Here is an 18,702-nt window from a genome sequence, read left to right on the forward strand (position 1 = left end):
ACTCCGCAGGCCCCGGGCCTTCCCCGTCAAGGGAGGTGCCCGTGAAGAACCAGCTCACCGAGCGACCCGACCTCGCTCTCCTCGACCTCGCCCGGCTCGCCGCCCGCGGCGACCTGCCCCGGCTCGAAGACCAGATCCGCCGGACCGGCGGGTGCGCCAACCCGATCCACCTCAAGGGCTTCCGCACCCTCCTGCACGCCCCCACGAAGGCGGTGTGGCACCGCTACTCGACCGACCAAGAGCCCGGCCACCGGCTCAAGGTCGCGTGCGGCAACCGCCGTGCCTCCCGCTGCCCCGCCTGCGCCCGCACCTACTCGGCCGACACCTACCACCTGATCCGCGCCGGGCTCGCGGGTGACGACACCAAGGGCGTCCCGGAGACGGTGCGCTCACACCCCCGCGTCTTCGCGACCCTCACCGCCCCCTCGTTCGGCCCCGTCCACAACCGGCCTGACCATGGTCACTGCCGCTGCGGCACCGCCCACCTGGCAAGCTCGCCCCTCCTCGGCAGCCCGCTCGACCCGGACACATACGACTACGCGCACGCCGTGCTCTGGAACAACCACGCCCCCGACCTGTGGCGGCGCTTCACCATCTACCTGCGCCGCGAAGTCGCCCGCCGCGCCGGCCTGACACTGCGTGAGTTCCGCGAGACGGCCAAGGTCTCGTTCGGAAAGGTTGCCGAGTACCAGCGCCGGGGCGCGGTCCACTTCCACGCCGTGATCCGCCTCGACGGGCCCGATGGCGCCGACACCGCCCCGCCCTCCTGGGCCACTGTCCCGCTGCTGGACGACGCCATCCGGGCCGCCGCCCGCCGCGTCGGCGTCCCCCTGGCCGCCGCCGGTGACCTGCCTGCCCGGGTGCTGCGCTGGGGCAAGCAACTCGACGTCCGGCCCATCGGCGCGTTCGGCTCCGGCGAGATCAGCGAACAGGCCGTCGCCTCGTACGTGGCCAAGTACGCCACCAAGAGCGCCGAGACCACCGAGACCATGGACCGCCGCGTCCTGGAGCGCCACGAACTCGACCGGCACGACCTGCCGGACCACACCCGCCGCCTGATCGAAGCCTGCTGGGACCTCGACTCGCTCTACCCGCAACGGCTGCTCGCGCACTGGTCGCACATGCTCGGCTTCCGCGGCCACTTCTCGTCCAAGTCGCCCGGCTACTCGACCACCCTCGGCGCGCTCCGCCAGGTCCGCGCAGACTTCCGCGCCGAGCAGGCCCGCGCCGACCTCCGCGCACGCCTCCTCGCCGCCGGCCTTCCGGACCTCGACGACCTGGCCGACGCCGAAACCCTGGTCGTCGCCCACTGGTCCTTCGCCGGAGCAGGCAACTCCCCCGGCGAATCCATGCTCGCCGCCTCGATCGCCGCCGAGCTGCACGAACGCCGCACCACCGACCGACAGGAACTGCACGCGCAACTCGCGTGGGAGGAGAACGACACATGGCTGTGAGGGGGGCACTGCCCGATCGCTACCTGACCCCCATCGACCTGGCCGGGCTTCTAGGCATTCCGGTGGAGACCGTCTACCAGTGGCGGCGCAAGCGCACCGGTCCGCCCGGCTTCCGCGTCGGCCGGCACCTGCGCTACGACCCGGCCAAGGTGCACGCCTGGATCGAGACCCTGAGCGAGGAGGTGGCTGCCTGATGGCCGGACACATCCAGGACCGCTGGTTCAAGACCGAGCCCGGCCCCGAGGGCAAGCCGCGGCGCGTCAAGTCCGATCGGCACGGCACCGGCCTGCGCTACCGGGCCCGCTACGTCGGCCCGGACGGCACCGAGAAGTCCAAGAGCTTCCCCGACCGCCAGAAGCGCAAGGCGGACGAGTGGCTGGTCCGGATCGAGGCGGACATGTCCCGGGGCCAGTACATCGACCCGAAGGCCGCCCGGACCACCTTCCGGCAGTACGCCGAGCGGTGGTTGGAGAACCAGCTCACCAGCGGCACCACGCAGGCGTCAGTGCGGAGCCAGATCAACCTGCACGCGATCCCGTACCTGGGCCCGCGGCCGATGGACTCCTTCCAGCCCTCGCACATCCGCGACTGGCTGTCCGCGCTGGAGAAGGCGGTGCCGGCGTCCTCCTACCGGCGCGTCATCTTCACCAGCGTCTCGGCCATCTTCACCGCCGCGGTCGAGGACCGGATTCTGACCACGAACCCGTGCCGCTCCCGTTCTGTCACCAAGCCCAGCGCGGCCCGGGGCAGGGTCCGCCCCTGGACGGAGGAGCGGGTGGGTGCGGTGCGCGCTGCCCTGCCCGGCCGGTACCAGGGGATGGTGGACGTGGGCGGCGGCTGCGGCCTGCGGCAGGGGGAGATCTTCGGCCTGCCGGTCGATGAGATTGACTTCGCCACCGGCTGGGTGCACGTCACCTGCCAGATCAAGGACATCGGCGGGCACCTGGTGTTCGCACCGCCAAAGCGGGAGAAGGAGCGGGACACCCCGATGGCACCGGCCACCGGCCGGGCCCTGCAGAGCCACCTGGCGGAGTACCCGCCCGTCGCGGTCACGCTGCCGTGGATGCGGCCCGACGGGCGCATGGTGACGAAGCTGCTGGCGTTCACCAAGGAGGACGGCTCGCCGGTCCGCCGCAGCGACTTCAACACCTACGCCTGGAAGCCCGCCCTGGTGGCCGCGGGCGTCATCCCCGCGCCCGAGCCCGGCAAGCGGGCGCAGGCGGCCCGGGAGCACGGCATGCACGCGCTGCGGCACTTCTTCGCGTCGGTGCTGCTGCACCGCGGCGAGAACCCGAAGGCGCTGAGCACCTACCTGGGCCACAGCGATCCGGGCTTCACCCTGCGCGTCTACACCCACCTGATCCAGGAGGCCGCGGACCGTTCACGCGACCGGCTGGACCAGGCGTTTCAGCCCGATCTGCTGGGCCTGTACGCGGGCCTGCTGCTCCAGCAGGTGGCGTCCACCACGCTCGACCTCCCGGAGCGGCTGTTCCGCGACGGGATCGCGGTGGTCCACCTGCACGGCGGCCGGTACGGCGACCGGTGGGTGGTGGGGGTTCAGGAGTCGGCCGGCGGACCGGTGCTCGGCCGGGTCGAGATCTCCCCCGCGCCCGACCAGCCCGGGGCGACGTGGTTCGCCCGGCAGTGGCTCACGATGCACTGCGAGCAGCAGGGCCTGGACGTGCTCAGCGTCGAGGACTTGAGCGACCGTTACGGCCCGGCCGAGCGTGAGCACTTCGTGCTGGGCCGGGTGGTGCTGGCGCGGCCGCAGCCCGAGCCGTGGGGAGCGCCCGCGCTGCCCCCGATCTGAGGAGCTGACGGCCCAGAAAGGGAGAGAGGCCCCGCCCTGGTGCGAATCCGCACTCGGGACGGGGCCTCTCTCATGTCCGCGTATGGGCCGCTGAGCAGGAACTACAGCACCTGGAGCACCTTGCGCAGCTCGAACGGCGTGACCTCGGAGCGGTACTCCTCCCACTCCTGGCGCTTGTTGCGCAGGAAGAAGTCGAAGACGTGCTCGCCCAGGGTCTCGGCGACGAGTTCGCTGCGCTGCATGAGGTCGATGGCCTCGCCGAGGTTCTGGGGCATGGGCTGGATGCCGAGGGCGCGGCGTTCGGCGTCGGTGAGGGCCCAGACGTCGTCGTCGGCGCCGGGGGGGAGTTCGAGGTTGTCCTCGATGCCCTTGAGGCCGGCGGCGAGGGTGACGGCGTAGGCGAGGTAGGGGTTGCAGCCGGTGTCGAGGGAGCGGACCTCGATGCGGGTGGAGCCCTGCTTGCCGGGCTTGTACATGGGGACGCGGATCAGGGCGGAGCGGTTGTTGTGGCCCCAGCAGATGTAGGAGGGGGCCTCGCCGCCGGCTCCGGCGGTGCGCTGGGAGCCGCCCCAGATGCGCTTGTAGGAGTTGACCCACTGGTTGGTGACGGCGGCGGTCTCGGCGGCGTACTTGAGCAGGCCGGCGATGAAGGAGCGGCCGACCTTGGAGAGCTGGTACTCGGCGCCGGACTCGTGGAAGGCGTTGCGGTCGCCCTCGAAGAGGGAGACGTGGGTGTGCATGCCGGAGCCGGGGTGGTGGGAGAACGGCTTGGGCATGAAGCTGGCGTGGACGCCCTGTTCGAGGGCGACCTCCTTCATGACCAGGCGGAAGGTCATGATGTTGTCGGCGGTGGAGAGCGCGTCGGCGTAGCGCAGGTCGATCTCCTGCTGGCCGGGGGCGCCCTCGTGGTGGCTGAACTCGACCGAGATGCCCATGGATTCGAGCATGGTGATGGCCTGGCGGCGGAAGTCGTGGCCGATGCCGCGCGGGGTGTGGTCGAAGTAGCCGGACTGGTCGGCGGGGGTCGGCGGGGTGCCGTCGCCGGGGAGGTCCTTGAGGAGGAAGAACTCGATCTCGGGGTGGGTGTAGAAGGTGAAGCCGAGGTTGGAGGCCTTCTCCAGGGTGCGCTTGAGGACGTAGCGCGGGTCGGCGTAGGAGGGGGAGCCGTCGGGCATCAGGATGTCGCAGAACATCCGGGCGGTGCCGGGGTTCTCGGAGCGCCACGGCAGTATCTGGAAGGTGGTCGGGTCCGGCTTGGCGATCATGTCGGACTCGTAGACCCGGGCGAAGCCCTCGATCGCCGAGCCGTCGAAGCCGATGCCCTCCTCGAAGGCCTGTTCCAGTTCCGCCGGGGCCACCGCCACCGACTTGAGGAACCCGAGCACGTCGGTGAACCACAGCCGGACGAACCGGATGTCACGCTCTTCGAGCGTGCGAAGCACGAACTCCTGCTGCTTGCCCATGGGGACAGTCTCACCTCTGCTCTTTACGCCCGTGTTACGCCGCCCGCACCGGCGGCCCGGACCGGCGAGGACCTCGCACGGACCGCGTCGCCCCCCATCATGGCGGATCTTCGCCGACTTGCCGACCCCGGGAGGGTCCGGAGGGGAACGGCGGCGTCCGCCGTGCCGGAGGGGGTCCCCCGCGACATAACGTCAGTTAGACGATTACACTCGGGGGCATGCCGAATCTGCGTCTCGCCCTGTGCCAGATCGACCCCTGGGTCGGTGACCTCGCCCGCAACAGCGAGGAGGTGCTGCGCTGGTCGAAGCGGGCCGCCGAGTCCGGCGCCGACCTGATCGCCTTCCCGGAGATGGTGCTGACCGGGTACCCGGTGGAGGACCTGGCCTTCCGGGGCTCCTTCGTCGAGGGCTCCCGCGCCGCCCTGGTGGACCTGGCCGAGAAGCTCCGGGCCGAGGGCCTGGGCGACACCCCGGTGGTGGTCGGCTACCTGGGCCGCGGCGAGCCGGGCACCCGGTACGCGGGCAAGCCGCAGAACTGCGCGGCGGTGCTGCGCGGCGGCGCGGTGGTGACCAGGTTCGCCAAGCACTTCCTGCCGAACTACGGCGTGTTCGACGAGTACCGGTACTTCGTGCCGGGCGACCAGCTGACGGTGCTGCGGCTGCACGGCGTGGACGTCGCGCTGGCGATCTGCGAGGACATCTGGCAGGAGGGCGGCCGGGTGGCGGCCACCGGCCAGGCCGGCGCGGGCCTGCTGCTGTCGATCAACGGCTCGCCGTACGAGCGCGACAAGGACGACGTCCGGCTGGAGCTGGTCCGGCGCCGGGCCGCCGAGGCGGGCTGCCCGCTGGTGTACCTGAACATGGTCGGCGCGCAGGACGAGCTGGTCTTCGACGGCGAGTCGATGGTCGTCACCGAGGGCGGCGAGCTGCTGGCCCGCGGCCCGCAGTTCGAGGAGGCGCTGCTGGTCGTCGACCTCGACCTGCCGGCCGCGACCGAGGACGGCCTGCCGGACGGCACGGTGCTGGCCGACGGCCTCCGGCTGACCAGGGTCGACCTGGGCGGCGCGCCGAAGGAGCGGCCCGCCGAGCCGGCCGCGCCGCGGGTCAGCGAGCGGCTGGACGACGAGGCCGAGGTGTACGCGGCCCTGGTCGAGGGCACCCGGGCGTACGTCCGCAAGAACGGCGCGCGCTCGGTGCTGATCGGCCTGTCCGGCGGCATCGACTCGGCGCTGGTGGCGGCGATCGCGGTGGACGCGATCGGCGCGGAGAACGTGTACGGCGTCTCGATGCCCTCGCGCTACTCCTCGCAGCACTCCCGGGACGACGCCGCCGAGCTGGCCCGCCGCACCGGCCTGCACTTCCGCACGGTCTCGATCGCGCCGATGTTCGACGCCTACCTGGGCGCCACCGAGCTGACCGGGCTGGCCGAGGAGAACCTGCAGTCCCGGCTGCGCGGCACGCTGCTGATGGCGATCTCCAACCAGGAGGGGCAGCTCGTCCTGGCCCCGGGCAACAAGAGCGAGCTGGCGGTCGGCTACTCGACGCTGTACGGCGACTCGGTGGGCGCGTACGGGCCGATCAAGGACGTGTACAAGACGCTGATCTTCCGGCTGGCGCGCTGGCGCAACGCGGCGGCCGAGGCGCGCGGCGAGGTGCCGCCGATCCCGGAGAACACCATCTCCAAGCCGCCGTCCGCCGAACTGCGCCCCGACCAGGTGGACACCGACTCGCTGCCCGACTACGACCTGCTGGACGCCGTCCTGACCCGGTACGTGGAGGGCGACGAGGGCCGGGACGCGATCGTCGCGGCCGGCTTCCCGGCCGAGGTGGTGGACCGGGTGGTGCGGCTGGTCGACACCGCCGAGTACAAGCGCCGGCAGTACCCGCCGGGCCCGAAGGTCTCGCCGAAGAACTTCGGCCGCGACCGCCGGCTGCCCATCACCAACCGCTGGCGGCAGGGCTGAGCGGGGCGGGGACCGGGCGGGGACCGGGCGGGGACCGGGCGGGGACCGGGCGGGGACCGGGCGGGGACCGGGCGGGGACCGGGCGGGGACCGGGCGGGCGGGAGCGAGCTGACAGCGGGGGCGCGAGGGGTTAGGGTGAGCGCCGCAGTGCGCGCCTGATCACGACCGGCGCGCCCGGACCGAGGAGGTGGGAGAGATCACCGTGCAGGTCATCGAGGTGCTCCCCCGCCGCCGGGTCGCGGCCTGACCGGACGGGGAGCCCGCCAGGCTCTTCGAGAGGTCCCCGTGTCACTCCCCCGCACCCTCGTCACCCACACCCTCGTCACCGACCGGCTGCGCGCGGCCGGGTGCGTCTTCGCCGAGGACGAGGCCCGGCTGCTGCTGGCCGCCGCCCCCGACCCCGGACAGCTCGACCGGATGCTCGAACTCCGGTGCGCCGGACACCCGTTGGAGCAGGTGGTGGGCTTCGCCGAGTTCGCCGGCCTGCGCGTGGCGCTCGCCCCCGGGGTGTTCGTGCCGCGCCGGCGCAGCGAGTTCCTGGTCGAGCGGGCCGCCGCGCTGGGCCGCCCCGGCGCGGTGCTGCTCGACCTGTGCTGCGGCTCCGGCGCGATCGGCGCGGCACTGGCCGCCCGGCTCGGCCCCGGCGTCGAACTGCACGCCGCGGACGTCGACCCGGCCGCGGTGGCCTGCGCCCGCCGCAACCTGGCCGCGTACGGCGGCCTGGTCCACCTGGGCGACCTGGACGAGCCGCTGCCGCCCGCCCTGCGCGGCCGGGTCGACCTGCTGCTGGCCAACGCCCCGTACGTGCCGACCGGCGAGATCCCGCTGCTGCCGCCCGAGGCCCGCGACCACGAGCCCGCGGTGGCGCTGGACGGCGGCGCCGACGGCCTGGCCGTCCAGCGCCGGGTCGCCGCGGCCGCGCCCCGCTGGCTGGCCCCCGGCGGCCGCCTGCTGATCGAGACCAGCGCCCGCCAGGCCCCGGCCACCGCCGCGCTGCTGGCCGCCCGGGGGCTGGCGGTCGACACCGCGCGGGACGCCGGGCGGGACGCCACCGTGGTGATCGGGAGCCGGCCCTGAGACCTCCTCCGGCCCCGGGCGCCGCCCTCAGCCGGCCCGGCGCGGCCCGACGCGGTTCGGCGCGGTTCGACGCGGTTCGGCGCGGTTCGACGCGGTTCGGCGCGGTTCGACGCGGTTCGGCGCGGTTCGGCGCGGTTCGGAGACGGAGGACTCTTGGCGTTCAAGGCGGCGCGGGGGTTGACGGCATTCGACGGGCCGACACAGTATGCACACGCCAACCATTTTCTCTGATCACTTTTCCGTCACACTTCCGCCGGATCTCCGGTCGGCACGGCTTCGCAGGCCGGGGAAAATCCCCACAAAAGCGGGCACTTCTCCGAACGGGTGAGCCATTTGTCGTCTGTTGAGCGATTTGCTGGCGCGGCCGAGTGAACTCCATTCTTCGGGGATTCCCCGGGTGCTAGTCGTTCTGGCCCACGAATCCTTGGAAGCGTCTTGTTCACAGCTGCACTGCCACGCCCGACTCACCCCACCCTGCCCACCGCCAGCGGAACCGTCGCCGTCGTCGGCCTCGGCTACGTCGGCCTGCCCACCGCCCTCGCCCTGCTCGCCGCCGGACGGCCGGTCATCGGCCTCGACGTCAGCTCCGCCCGCCTGGAGGCGATCCGCCGCCAGGACGTCGATCTGCTGCCGAGCGACCTGGCCCGGCTCGCCACCTCGGTCGAAGACCCCCGCTTCGTCCTCACCGACGACCCGTCGCTGCTCGCCGAGGCCGCCGCGGTCATCGTGTGCGTGCCGACCCCCGTCGACGCGCACCTCGTGCCGGACCTCGACGCGCTGGCCGCGGCCTGCGCCACCGCCGTGGCGCACGCCGTGCCGGGCCAGCTGCTGATGCTCACCTCCACCACCTACGTCGGGTGCACCCGCGACCTGGTGCTGAAGCCGCTGGCGGCCCGCGGCCTGACGGCGGGCGAGGACGTGCACGTCGCGTTCTCCCCCGAGCGGATCGACCCCGGCAACGCCCACCACGCTCAGGACACCACGCCCCGCGTGGTCGGCGGTGCGACCCCCGCTGCACCGAACTCGCCTCCGACGTGCTGCTGTTGACGGCCCCTTCGGTGCACCGCGTCAGCTCGCCCGAGACCGCCGAGATGAGCAAGCTCTACGAGAACACCTTCCGGGCGGTCAACATCGCCCTGGCCAACGAGTTCGCCGACAACTGCCGCGGCCTGGACCTCGACCCGCTGGAGGTCATCGAGGCGGCGGCCACCAAGCCCTACGGCTTCATGCCGTTCTACCCGGGCCCCGGCGTGGGCGGGCACTGCATCCCCTGCGACCCGCACTACCTGCTGTGGCAGCTGCGCCGCCTGCGGATCTCCTCCCCGCTGGTCGACACCGCGATGACCTCGATCGCCGCCCGCCCCCGCCAGGTGGTCCAGCGGGTGCGCGAGCTGCTGGGCGACCGGGGCCGGGCGCTGACCGGCGCCCGGGTGCTGCTGGTGGGCGTCAGCTACAAGCCGGGCGTCGCCGACCTGCGCGAGTCCCCGGCCCTGGAGGTCCTGGAGGAGCTCCACGACCTGGGCGCCTCGATCGCCTACCACGACCCGCTGGTGCCGACCGCCCGCCTGCACGGCACGACGGTGCACTCCGTCACCGACCCCGCCGCCCGGGCCTGGGACCTGGTGGTCGTCCACACCGTCCACCCCGGCAGCGACCTGGCCTGGCTGACCGACCAGGAGTGCGTCCTCGACGCCACCTACCGGCTCGGCGGCGTCCCCACGAAGGCGGTCCTGTGATCCTCGACCAGGCACCGCCCCTCCCGGACGCCGTCCCGGACACGTGGCCGCACGGCCCCGGGCGGGCCCTGCCCCCGCTGCCCGCCGGCGTCCGGGCCCCGGCCCGCCGCCCGGGCCCGCTCGGCCGCGCGATGGACAGGATGGACCCCGCGGTCCGCGCCGGGGTGCGCCGGGTGCTGACCCTGCTGTGCATCCTGCCGCTGCTGCTGATCCTCGCCCGCGAGGCACCGCGACTGCCGCAGAGCCCGCTCATCCTCGGCTACGGCTTCGTGGTGCTGGCCGGCACGATCGGGATGCTCTACATCGCCTACAGCAAGTACGACGACCCCGCCGTGCGCGAACTGCGCAAGCGCCCGCGCCGGCTGGACGACTTCCCGGCGCTGCCCGCCGTCCCGCGGGTCAGCTTCCTGCTCGCGGTCAAGGACGAGGAGGAGTGCATCGAGGCGTGCGTCCGCTCGATGGCCGCCTCCCGGTACCCGGACCTGCAGATCGTCGTCGTCGACGACCTCTCCGAGGACGGCACCCGGGACGTGCTGCGCCGCCTGGAGCGCGAACTCGGCATCACCGTGCTGTACCTGGAGAAGAACCTCGGCAAGAAGCACGCGCTGGTGCGGGCCTGCGAGATCGCCGACGGTGACGTCATCGCCTTCACCGACTCCGACTGCATCCTCGCCCCGGACGCCCTGCTGCGCTGCGTCGACGCCCTGGTGCACCACCCCGAGCTGGGCGCGGTCAGCGGGCACTGCCGGGCGCTGAACGCCCCCGTGAGCGTGTTCACCCGGGCCCAGGACGTCTGGTACGAGGGGCAGTTCCGGGTCGCCAAGGCCGCCGAGGCGGTCTTCGGCTCGGTGGCGTGCGTCTCCGGCCCGCTCGCGGTCTTCCGCCGCGACGCGATCTACAACTACCTGCCGGCCTGGGCCGGCGACCGGTTCATGGGCGCCCCGTTCCGCTTCGCCACCGACCGCCAGCTCACCGGCTACGTGCTCGGCCAGAAGTGGAAGGGCCGCGCCCTGAAGCGGCAGTACGCCGACTCGCCGTTCGTGACGGCCGAGGACTTCCCGGAGCGCAAGTGGCGCATCGGCTACGTGCAGTCCGCCCGGGTGTGGACCAACGTCCCGGCCCGGTTCCGGCCCTTCATGAAGCAGCAGATCCGCTGGAAGAAGAGCTTCATCCGCAACATGTGCTTCACCGGCACGTTCATGTGGCGCCGCGGCTTCGGCCCGGCCGCGCTCTACTACGGCCACGCCCTGTGGGTGGTCTCCGCCCCGTTCATGGCCTTCCGCCACCTGCTGTGGGCGCCGCTGCACGGCGCCGCGTTCCTGACCCTGCTCTACCTGAGCGGCGTGGTCCTCAAGGGCCTGGTGTGGGGGCTGGCGTTCAAGACCGACAACCCCGGGGACACCCGCTGGCGCTACCGCCCGGTGATGAGCCTGCTCTCCTCCGTGGTGCTGGCCTGGCTGCTGCCCTACTCGATCGCCACCATCCGCCGCGGCGTCTGGTCGAGGAGCGCGACGTGAGGGTCCTGCGCACCGCCGGGCGGCTCGTCGCCGCCGTCCTGTCCGCCGCCGTCGTCGTCGGCGTCTACGCCGTCGTGCTCTCCCGAGGGAGCCTGCTGTGACCGCCCGCCCCGCCGGCCGCCGCCGGGCCGCCCGCCGCGGCCCCCTGCACTGGGTCGCCCGGCTGTCCCTGGTCGTCATGGCGCTCTCGGTCCTGGCGCTGCCGTTCTACGCCAGCTGGAAGTACTACGTCTTCCGGCGCGACGTCACCCCGCAGAGCGCCGTCGGCCCGGTCCGCCTCGACCGGGCGACCCAGGCCGCCTGGCAGAGCGGCTCCGCCCAACTCCCGGACGCCGCGCCGCCGGTCGTCCTGACGTACCACGACATCAGCCCGACCAACCGCAGCGAGTACGTCGTCACGCCCGAGCGGTTCGACCAGCAGCTCACCGCGCTGGAGGCCGCCGGGTACCGGACGCTGACCACCGACGAGTTCGTCGACTACCTCAAGGGCGGGCCGGCCCCGCCGCGCTCGGTGTACATCACCTTCGACGACGGCACCAACGGCCTGTGGGTGTACGGCGACCGCATCCTCGCCAAGCACCACATGCACGCCGCCTCCTACCTGATCACCGGCAAGGTCGACCACAACCGGCCGTACTACCTCTCCTGGGCCGAGGTCTCCCGGATGGCCGCCTCCGGCCGGTGGGACTTCCAGGACCACACCCACGACCTGCACCAGCGGGGCCAGGTGGACGCCACCGGCACCCAGGCGTCGGCGCTGTCCAACCGGCTGTGGCTGGCCGCGCAGCAGCGGATCGAGACCGTGGAGGAGTACCAGACGCGCCTCGACACGGACATCGCGCAGAGCCTGGAGGACTTCCGCGCCCACGACCTGCCGCGCCCGCAGCTGTTCGCCTACCCGTTCTCGGAGATGAGCGAGCGGATCAACGTGCCGATCCCCGGCCCGTCGCTGCAGGGCATCCTGGAGCGGACGTTCACCGCCACCCTGACCGACCTGGCCCACCGGCCGCTGCCGGCCGGGCGCCGGGCGGCGGCCGCCAAGCAGGTCCAGCGGCTGGAGGTCTTCCAGACCACCACCGCCGAGGAGCTCCTCGGGCAGGTCAAGCAGTGGACGCTGGTGCCCCCGGCGCTCGACGCGCCGCTGCAGGACGCGGCGTCCTGGGTGCGCACCGACGCCAGCAACGCCAAGGACGTCGGCGCGCTGACCGGCGCGGGCCCCTACCCGGGGAAGACCGGCTACGTCTCGGCGGACCTGCTCCCGCTCGCCTCGGCCGACTGGACGGACTACACCGTCACCGCGGACGTCGCCGACCTCGCCGACAGCACCAACAACGTCAACCTGACCACCCGCAACGACAGCCTGGACCCGATCACCGTCGGCCTCAGCCGGTCCACCGTGACCCTGCTGCGCGGCAGCGGCGACAAGCGCGAGCAGATCGCCGCCAAGCCGCTGGTGGCCGCGGCCGCCCACCAGCTCCAGGTCACCGTGACCGGCAAGGTGGTCAAGGTGCTGGTCGACGGCCGCACCGAGCTCAGCACGGAGACCGCGCAGAGCGGCGGCAACGCCACCGGGGGCATCGGCCTGTCGGTGCGCAACGGCTCGGAGAAGACGCCCTGGCCGAAGTTCACCGCCCTGAAGGTCGCCCAGGCGCCGCCCGGCGCCGGGGTCGCCACCCCGACCACGCTGACCGTGGCCAAGGCGGTCCTGCTCGACCCCGGGGCCAGCTGGGTCACCGCGCCGGGCGTGCCGTCCGGCATGCGGGTCGGCGGCGACGGGCTGGCCCCCACCGGGCTGGCCCTGTCCGACTACGCCGCGTTCGAACCGGAGCGCACCGAGGGCTGGTCCCGCTACACGGTGCGCGGGACCGTCCGGCGCCTGAACACGCCGGGCGTCTCCGCGGCCGTCTGGGCCCGGGTCGGCAGCCCCTCCGCGGTCAGCGTCGAGGTGAGCCGCCGCGGCGTGCGCGTGCTGTCCGGTGCCGCCGACAGCCGCAAACTGGTCGCCAGCCGCGCCCTGCCCGACGCCGACCACCACGACGTGGCCATCACCGTCGGCACCGAGATGACCTGGGTCACCGTGGACGGCAACGTCAACTTCGCCCTGCCCGCCGCCCCCGGCGGCGGCACCGGCGGCGTCGCCTTCTCCGCCTACCGGGACGTCACCAAGAGCTCCTGGCCGACCGTGCGGCAGTTCAAGGTCTTCGAGGCGCAGGTCAAGTGAGCGGCCGTCCACCCCATCCGAGCCGCCGGGCGCTCCTGCTCGGCGGCACCGCCCTCGCCGCCCTCGGCACGGGCGCGCTGGCCTGGGAGCTGTGGCCGCACGGCGCCCCCGCCGGGACGGCCTTCCGGCCCGGCCTGGACGGCGAGGGGCTGCTGACCAACGAGTACGCCTTCCACAACGAGCAGGCTCCGGACGCCCGGACCAGCCCGGACTGGGTGGCGACCAGCGGTTCCCTGTTCGCCCACGGCGGCACCGGCTCGACCGGCGAACCGGACGGCGACTCCCCCGGCCCCGACTCCGCCCGGCACACCGGCTCGGCCGTCTTCCGCCTGGTCACCCGCCGCCGGGACTTCGCGGACTGCCGGGTCACCGCCGAGGTGTGCCTCCAGCCGCCGGTGACCACCGCGCGCACCCCGGCCCAGGACTGGGACGGCGCGCACCTGTGGCTGCGCTACCACAGCCCCCAGGAGCTGTACGCCCTCAGTTTCCGGCGCCGCGACGGGCACGTGGAGATCAAGCGCAAGACCCCCGGCCCGGACGGGGACGACGGCGACGGTGACTACCGGACCCTCGCCGAGGGACGGCACGCCCTCGGCTACGGGCAGTGGCACACCGTCTCCGGCACCGTGCGCGACACCGCCGGCGGAAAGGTGCACCTGGCCCTCGCCGTCGACGGCAGGACCGTCCTGGAGGCGGTGGACCCCGACCCGGGCCGGCTCTCGGGCCCGGGCGGGGCGGGACTGCGGGCCGACAACACCGCCCTGGAGTTCCGCGGGTTCGCCGTCGATCCGGTCTGAGGCCGGGGAGCGCCCGGCGGTCCGCCGGGCGCTCAGTACCGGTAGTCGGCGGCCACCGCGAGGTGGTCGCTGGCGTCGGCCGGGAGGGTGCGCGAGTCGGTGGGGACCAGGCCGCCCTTGCTGAGGATCTGGTCGATCCGGGCCAGCGGGAAGGCGGCCGGCCAGGAGAAGCCGAAGCCGTCGCCGGCCGCGCCCTGGGCGGAGCGCATCTGCGAGGTGATCGGGGCCAGGCTGCGGTCGTTCATGGTGCCGTTCAGGTCGCCGAGCAGCAGCACCTTGTCCAGCTGCTCGTGCTCGATCGCGTCCCCGAGGGCCTGGGCGCTGACGTCGCGCCGGCCGGCCGTGAAGCCGCTGTCGAACTTGACCCGCACCGAGGGCAGGTGGGCGACGTACACCGCGAGCGGGCCCTCGGGGGTGCTGACCCGGGCGCGGAAGGCCCTGGTCCAGCCCATCTTGATGTCGACCACGGCGACGCCGTCGATCGGGTAGCTGGACCACAGCCCGACGGTGCCCTCCACCACGTGGTAGGGGAAGGCCCCGGCCAGCCCGGCGGCGTAGACCGGGGCGGCGGAGGCGGACAGTTCCTCCAGCGCGACGATCTCGGCGCCGGAGCCGGTGAGCATCCGGATGGTGCCCTGCGGGTCGTCGTTGGCGGCGGCCACGTTGTGGGTGAGGACGGTGAAGTCGCCCGGCCCGCTGCTCTTGTCGACCAGCAGCGCGCCGAACAGGTTCAGCCACACCGCGCCGGGCAGCAGCGCGGCCACCAGCGCCACCCCGGCCCGCCGCCACAGCGCGAGCGCCAGCAGCACCGGGACGGCCAGCCCCAGCCAGGGCAGGAAGGTCTCCAGCAGGCTGCCCGTGTTGCCGACCGCGTTGGGCACCTGGGCGTGGCCCACCAGCAGCCCGGTGACCAGCAGGCCGAGCACGGTGAGCGGCCAGCCCCGGCGCCGGTCGAACCAGCGGCGCAGCCCCTCCCGCCGGGCCGCGCCCCGTTCGTCCCGCGCCGCCACCGCCGGGCCGTCCGCCCGCACCATCGTCCGCTCCTCGCCGCCGCACCCGGCCGGCTCTCCCGCCGACCCCGTCCCTGACCTGCTCCGATCCGATTCTCGGCTCAGCCTATGACGGGATGGACGCGGCGAAGCGCCCCGGGAGTTCCGAGGTGCGCCGAACAGAACGGAAGGGCCGGAGGAAGAACGGGCACGGGCGCGCCGGGACGGGTCAGTGCACGGGGGACGGGGCGGGCCGGGCGCCGATGCCCTGGAGGACGGCGTCGACCATCTGCCGGGGCAGGTCCGGGTCCTCCAGCGGGGCGTCGTCCCACAGGACGGTGCGCACCAGGATCGGGCCGATCAGCAGCTCGCAGAGCAGCTCGACGTCCAGGTCGGAGCGGAGTTCGCCCGCCTCGACGCCGCGCCGGACGATCTGCCGGACCAGCTCGCGCCGCGGCCGGACCACCCGTTCCTGGTAGGTGTGCTTGAGCTCCGGCCAGGTGTTCATCTGGCCGAGCGCGGACTTGACGATCCAGCGGGAGCGCTTGAGCAGGCCGCGCCGGCGCATGTAGTCGACGGCGTTGATCAGGTCGTCCCGGTAGGTCGGGCCGAGCAGCGGGGGCAGCGGCTCCTCCAGCCGGGCCACCACGTCCACCAGCAGGGCCTCCTTGTTGGGCCAGCGCCGGTAGATGGTGGCCTTGCCGACGCCCGCCTCGGCGGCGATCCGCTCGATGGACAGCTCGGCCAGGCCGGTGCCGTCCTCCATCAGCTTCTCGACGGCGCCGTAGATCGCCTGCTCGGCCGCCTCGCTGCGCGGGCGGCCCCGCCGGGGAGCGTCCTGCTCCCCGGCGGGGCCGTGGCACGGCTGGAGCGGAGTGTCGGCGCTCGTCATGGCCCTATTCTCCACCCTCGCGGTCACACCTTGGCGGTGCTCGCGCCGGAGCCGGTCCGGTCCTGCGGGCCGGCCGCCGGGGCGCCCGGGCCGCCGGGGCCGGCCACCTTGCCGGGCAGCAGGAGCAGGGCCAGCACCGCGCCCAGCACGGTGACGCCGGCCGAGACGCCGGAGACCACGTGCATGGCGTGGATGAAGGCGTCCTTCGCCGGGTCGACCAGGGCGGGCAGGTGGAGCCGCTCGGCCACCCCGAGGGTGGACTCGATCGACTCGCCGGCCCGGTCGCGGACCGGGGCCGGGACGGCGGACAGGTGGTCGTCCATGCCGTTGCGGTAGACCGTGGAGAGCAGCGCGCCGAGCACCGCGATGCCGAGCGAGCCGCCGACCTGGCGGAAGGTGTTGTTCAGCGCGGAGCCGGCGCCGGCCTTCTCGCGCGGCAGCGCGCCCATGATGGCGACCGTCACCGGCGGCATCACGTGCGCCATGCCGGCGCCCATCACGAAGCCGAGCACGATCAGCAGCCAGATCGGGCTGGTCGCGGTCAGGAAGGCGTAGCCGAGGAAGCCGAGGGTGACCAGCAGCATGCCGCCGGCGCAGGTCAGCCGGATGCCGAACCGGTCGACCACCAGCCGGGCCCGGGGCGCGAAGACCAGCTGGGCGACGGCCAGCGGCAGCATCAGCTCGCCGGCCTGCAGGGCGCTGTAGCCGCGCACGCTCTGGGTGTAGAAGACGCCGAAGAACGAGACGCCCATCAGCGCGAAGAACACGATGCCGACCACGGCGATCGAGGCCGAGAACACCTTGTTGCGGAACCAGGTGACGTCCAGCGCCGGGTGCCGGCTGTGCTTCTCGAACAGCACGAAGGCCACCAGGGCCAGCAGGCCGATCAGGGTCGGGACCCACGCCTTCGGGTCGGTGAAGTCGGCCAGCTCGCCGCCCTTGATGATGCCGTAGATCAGCGCCACCAGGCCGACGATGGAGAGCAGCACGCCGACCGGGTCGAGCTTGCCGGGGTTGGGGTCCTTGGAGTCCGGGACCAGCCAGCCCATCAGGCCGAGCGCCACGATCACGATCGGGACGTTCACCAGGAAGACCGAGCCCCACCAGAAGTGCTCGATCAGCAGGCCGCCGGTGATCGGGCCGATGGCGATGGCCAGGCCGACCGCGCCGGCCCAGATGCCGATCGCCTTGGGCTGCTCGTGCCGCTCGAAGACGTTCATGATGATGGCCAGCGTGGCGGGCATCACGAAGGCGCCGCCGAGGCCCATCACCGCGCGGTAGCCGATCAGTTCGCCCGGGCTGGCGGCCAGCGCGGAGAGCAGCGAGCCGAGGCCGAAGACCAGCATGCCGGCCAGCAGCGTCCACTTCCGGCCGAACCGGTCGCCGAGCAGGCCGGCGGTGAACAGCAGGCCCGCGAAGACCAGCGTGTAGGAGTTGATCGCCCATTCCAGGTCGCTCTGGCTCGCGCCGAGGCCCACCGGGGCGGGGGTGGCGATGGTCTTCATCGCCACGTTGAGGATCGAGTTGTCGAGGACGACGACGAGCAGGGCGAGCACCAGGGTGCCCAGGATCCACCAGCGTCGGCGGTGTATTGCTTCGGGCACCCGGGGTGCCTGGACAGCGGCGGTCGGCGAGGTCATACGAACAGCCTAGACGCCTTTTCAATACGAGACCGTCTCGTATCGAGGTTCCGGGGGCCAAGGAAAGGCAAAGACTTCCCCAAGGGCCCCCGGCCCCCCGCGCACGCCGGGGCCCCCCGACCCTTTGCGCACGGCCCGCGGCGTGCAAGCATGGAGCCAGATCCGGGGACGCCGTACGGCGCCACGAGACGACACACACCAGGAGTCTGTTCGATGAACGCTTCTCCGCTTCAGCCTGCCCAGACGCAGGACGCCCCCGCCGGCACCGCCCTCTACGGCGGCGTCACCAACCGCCGGGTGACCGTCCGGGACCTCGCCAGGGCCAAGCGCGACGGCGAACGCTGGGCGATGCTGACCGCCTACGACGCCCTCACCGCCGGGGTCTTCGACGAGGCCGGCATCCCGGTCCTGCTGGTCGGCGACTCGGCGGGCAACTGCCACCTCGGCTACGAGACCACCGTACCGGTGACCATGGACCAGATGGTGATGATGTCCGCCGCCGTGGTCCGCGGCACCAAGCGCGCCCTCATCGTCGCCGACCTGCCCTTCGGCTCCTACCAGGAGTCCCCGGCCCAGGCCCTGCACAACGCCGCCCGCCTGATGAAGGAGGCCGGCGTCCAGGCCGTCAAGCTGGAGGGCGGCGAGCGCAGCGCCCGCAGCATCGAGCTGCTCGTCGAGGCGGGCGTCCCGGTGATGGCCCACATCGGCCTCACCCCGCAGTCCGTGCACGCCTTCGGCGGCTACCCCGTCCAGGGCCGCGGCGACGAGGCGGCGCACCAGCTGCTGCGCGACGCGAAGGCCGTCCAGCAGGCCGGCGCCTTCGCCGTCGTCCTGGAGGCCGTCCCCGCGGAGCTCGCGGCGCAGGTCACCGAGCACTCCGCGATCCCCACCGTCGGCATCGGCGGCGGCCCCGGCACCGACGCGCAGGTCCTGGTCTGGACCGACTTCGCCGGCATGACGGCCGGCCGCGTCCCCAAGTTCGTCAAGCAGTACGCGAACCTCCGCGCGACGCTGGCCCAGGCCGCGACCGAGTTCGCCACCGACGTCCGCGAGGGCGCCTTCCCCGGCCCGGAGCACAGCTTCAGCTAGCCGGCCGGCACCCCGGCGCTCCCCGTCAGCCCGCTGTCAGCCCGCCTGACAGC

At 73.1% G+C, this 18,702-nt stretch carries 14 protein-coding genes and 1 pseudogene; 11 read left to right on the forward strand and 4 right to left on the reverse strand.

What is annotated here, in order from left to right; translation table 11 throughout:
- Positions 1 to 41: 41 nt before the first annotated feature.
- From repSA to QMQ26_RS10840, 3 genes and pseudogenes are all read left to right on the forward strand, one after another.
- Positions 42 to 1,454 carry a replication initiator protein RepSA gene (gene repSA, locus QMQ26_RS10830; RefSeq protein WP_282205567.1) on the forward strand — a complete coding sequence of 471 codons (1,413 nt, stop codon included), beginning with the start codon at positions 42 to 44 and terminating at the stop codon, positions 1,452 to 1,454.
- Complete coding sequence (locus tag QMQ26_RS10835) at positions 1,445 to 1,648, forward strand: helix-turn-helix transcriptional regulator (protein ID WP_282205568.1); 204 nt, start codon at positions 1,445 to 1,447, stop codon at positions 1,646 to 1,648. Before repSA ends, QMQ26_RS10835 begins: the two co-directional genes overlap by 10 nt.
- Positions 1,648 to 2,865 (forward strand): annotated as a pseudogene (locus tag QMQ26_RS10840) (tyrosine-type recombinase/integrase); the annotation flags it as partial. The gene QMQ26_RS10835 and the pseudogene QMQ26_RS10840, both read left to right, overlap by 1 nt.
- Positions 2,866 to 3,365: 500 nt before the next feature.
- Here the strand turns inward: QMQ26_RS10840 and glnA are convergent.
- Positions 3,366 to 4,727 carry a type I glutamate--ammonia ligase gene (gene glnA, locus QMQ26_RS10845; RefSeq protein WP_100835956.1) on the reverse strand — a complete coding sequence of 454 codons (1,362 nt, stop codon included), beginning with the start codon at positions 4,725 to 4,727 and terminating at the stop codon, positions 3,366 to 3,368.
- Between the two features lie 218 nt (positions 4,728 to 4,945).
- On the opposite strand from glnA, the gene QMQ26_RS10850 reads away from it, so the two are divergent.
- The 7 genes from QMQ26_RS10850 (at position 4,946) to QMQ26_RS10875 (ending at position 14,039) form a co-directional block, all read left to right on the forward strand.
- Positions 4,946 to 6,691, forward strand: coding sequence for an NAD+ synthase (locus QMQ26_RS10850; protein ID WP_282205569.1), 1,746 nt, complete (start codon positions 4,946 to 4,948; stop codon positions 6,689 to 6,691).
- A gap of 285 nt (positions 6,692 to 6,976) precedes the next feature.
- A complete protein-coding gene (locus QMQ26_RS10855; protein ID WP_282205570.1) occupies positions 6,977 to 7,768 on the forward strand; it encodes a putative protein N(5)-glutamine methyltransferase in 792 nt (263 codons plus the stop codon).
- A gap of 435 nt (positions 7,769 to 8,203) precedes the next feature.
- The gene (locus QMQ26_RS37435) at positions 8,204 to 8,815 is read left to right on the forward strand and encodes an NAD(P)-binding domain-containing protein (protein WP_318552229.1); all 612 of its coding nucleotides are present in this window, start codon (positions 8,204 to 8,206) and stop codon (positions 8,813 to 8,815) included.
- Positions 8,803 to 9,504: a nucleotide sugar dehydrogenase gene (locus tag QMQ26_RS37440; protein ID WP_318552230.1), complete on the forward strand. Its 702-nt coding sequence runs from the start codon at positions 8,803 to 8,805 to the stop codon at positions 9,502 to 9,504. The genes QMQ26_RS37435 and QMQ26_RS37440 overlap by 13 nt, the downstream gene beginning before the upstream one ends.
- A 131-nt stretch (positions 9,505 to 9,635) precedes the next feature.
- Positions 9,636 to 11,021 carry a glycosyltransferase family 2 protein gene (locus QMQ26_RS10865; RefSeq protein WP_282206490.1) on the forward strand — a complete coding sequence of 462 codons (1,386 nt, stop codon included), beginning with the start codon at positions 9,636 to 9,638 and terminating at the stop codon, positions 11,019 to 11,021.
- A gap of 97 nt (positions 11,022 to 11,118) precedes the next feature.
- Positions 11,119 to 13,242: a polysaccharide deacetylase family protein gene (locus QMQ26_RS10870; protein WP_282205571.1), complete on the forward strand. Its 2,124-nt coding sequence runs from the start codon at positions 11,119 to 11,121 to the stop codon at positions 13,240 to 13,242.
- Complete coding sequence (locus QMQ26_RS10875; protein ID WP_282205572.1) at positions 13,239 to 14,039, forward strand: hypothetical protein; 801 nt, start codon at positions 13,239 to 13,241, stop codon at positions 14,037 to 14,039. Before QMQ26_RS10870 ends, QMQ26_RS10875 begins: the two co-directional genes overlap by 4 nt.
- Before the next feature lie 32 nt (positions 14,040 to 14,071).
- Here the strand turns inward: QMQ26_RS10875 and QMQ26_RS10880 are convergent, their stop codons facing one another.
- The 3 genes from QMQ26_RS10880 to QMQ26_RS10890 all read right to left on the reverse strand — a co-directional run bounded on the left by QMQ26_RS10880 (position 14,072) and on the right by QMQ26_RS10890 (position 17,560).
- Positions 14,072 to 15,073: an endonuclease/exonuclease/phosphatase family protein gene (locus tag QMQ26_RS10880; protein ID WP_282205573.1), complete on the reverse strand. Its 1,002-nt coding sequence runs from the start codon at positions 15,071 to 15,073 to the stop codon at positions 14,072 to 14,074.
- 184 nt (positions 15,074 to 15,257) lie between these two features.
- Positions 15,258 to 15,920 carry a TetR/AcrR family transcriptional regulator gene (locus tag QMQ26_RS10885; RefSeq protein WP_100835961.1) on the reverse strand — a complete coding sequence of 221 codons (663 nt, stop codon included), beginning with the start codon at positions 15,918 to 15,920 and terminating at the stop codon, positions 15,258 to 15,260.
- A gap of 23 nt (positions 15,921 to 15,943) precedes the next feature.
- Positions 15,944 to 17,560: an MFS transporter gene (locus QMQ26_RS10890; protein WP_282205574.1), complete on the reverse strand. Its 1,617-nt coding sequence runs from the start codon at positions 17,558 to 17,560 to the stop codon at positions 15,944 to 15,946.
- A gap of 213 nt (positions 17,561 to 17,773) precedes the next feature.
- On the opposite strand from QMQ26_RS10890, the gene panB reads away from it, so the two are divergent.
- The gene (panB, locus tag QMQ26_RS10895) at positions 17,774 to 18,649 is read left to right on the forward strand and encodes a 3-methyl-2-oxobutanoate hydroxymethyltransferase (protein ID WP_282205575.1); all 876 of its coding nucleotides are present in this window, start codon (positions 17,774 to 17,776) and stop codon (positions 18,647 to 18,649) included.
- The last annotated feature ends 53 nt before the right edge of the window (positions 18,650 to 18,702 follow it).

It is taken from the genome of Kitasatospora fiedleri (assembly GCF_948472415.1).
GTDB lineage: Bacteria > Actinomycetota > Actinomycetes > Streptomycetales > Streptomycetaceae > Kitasatospora > Kitasatospora fiedleri.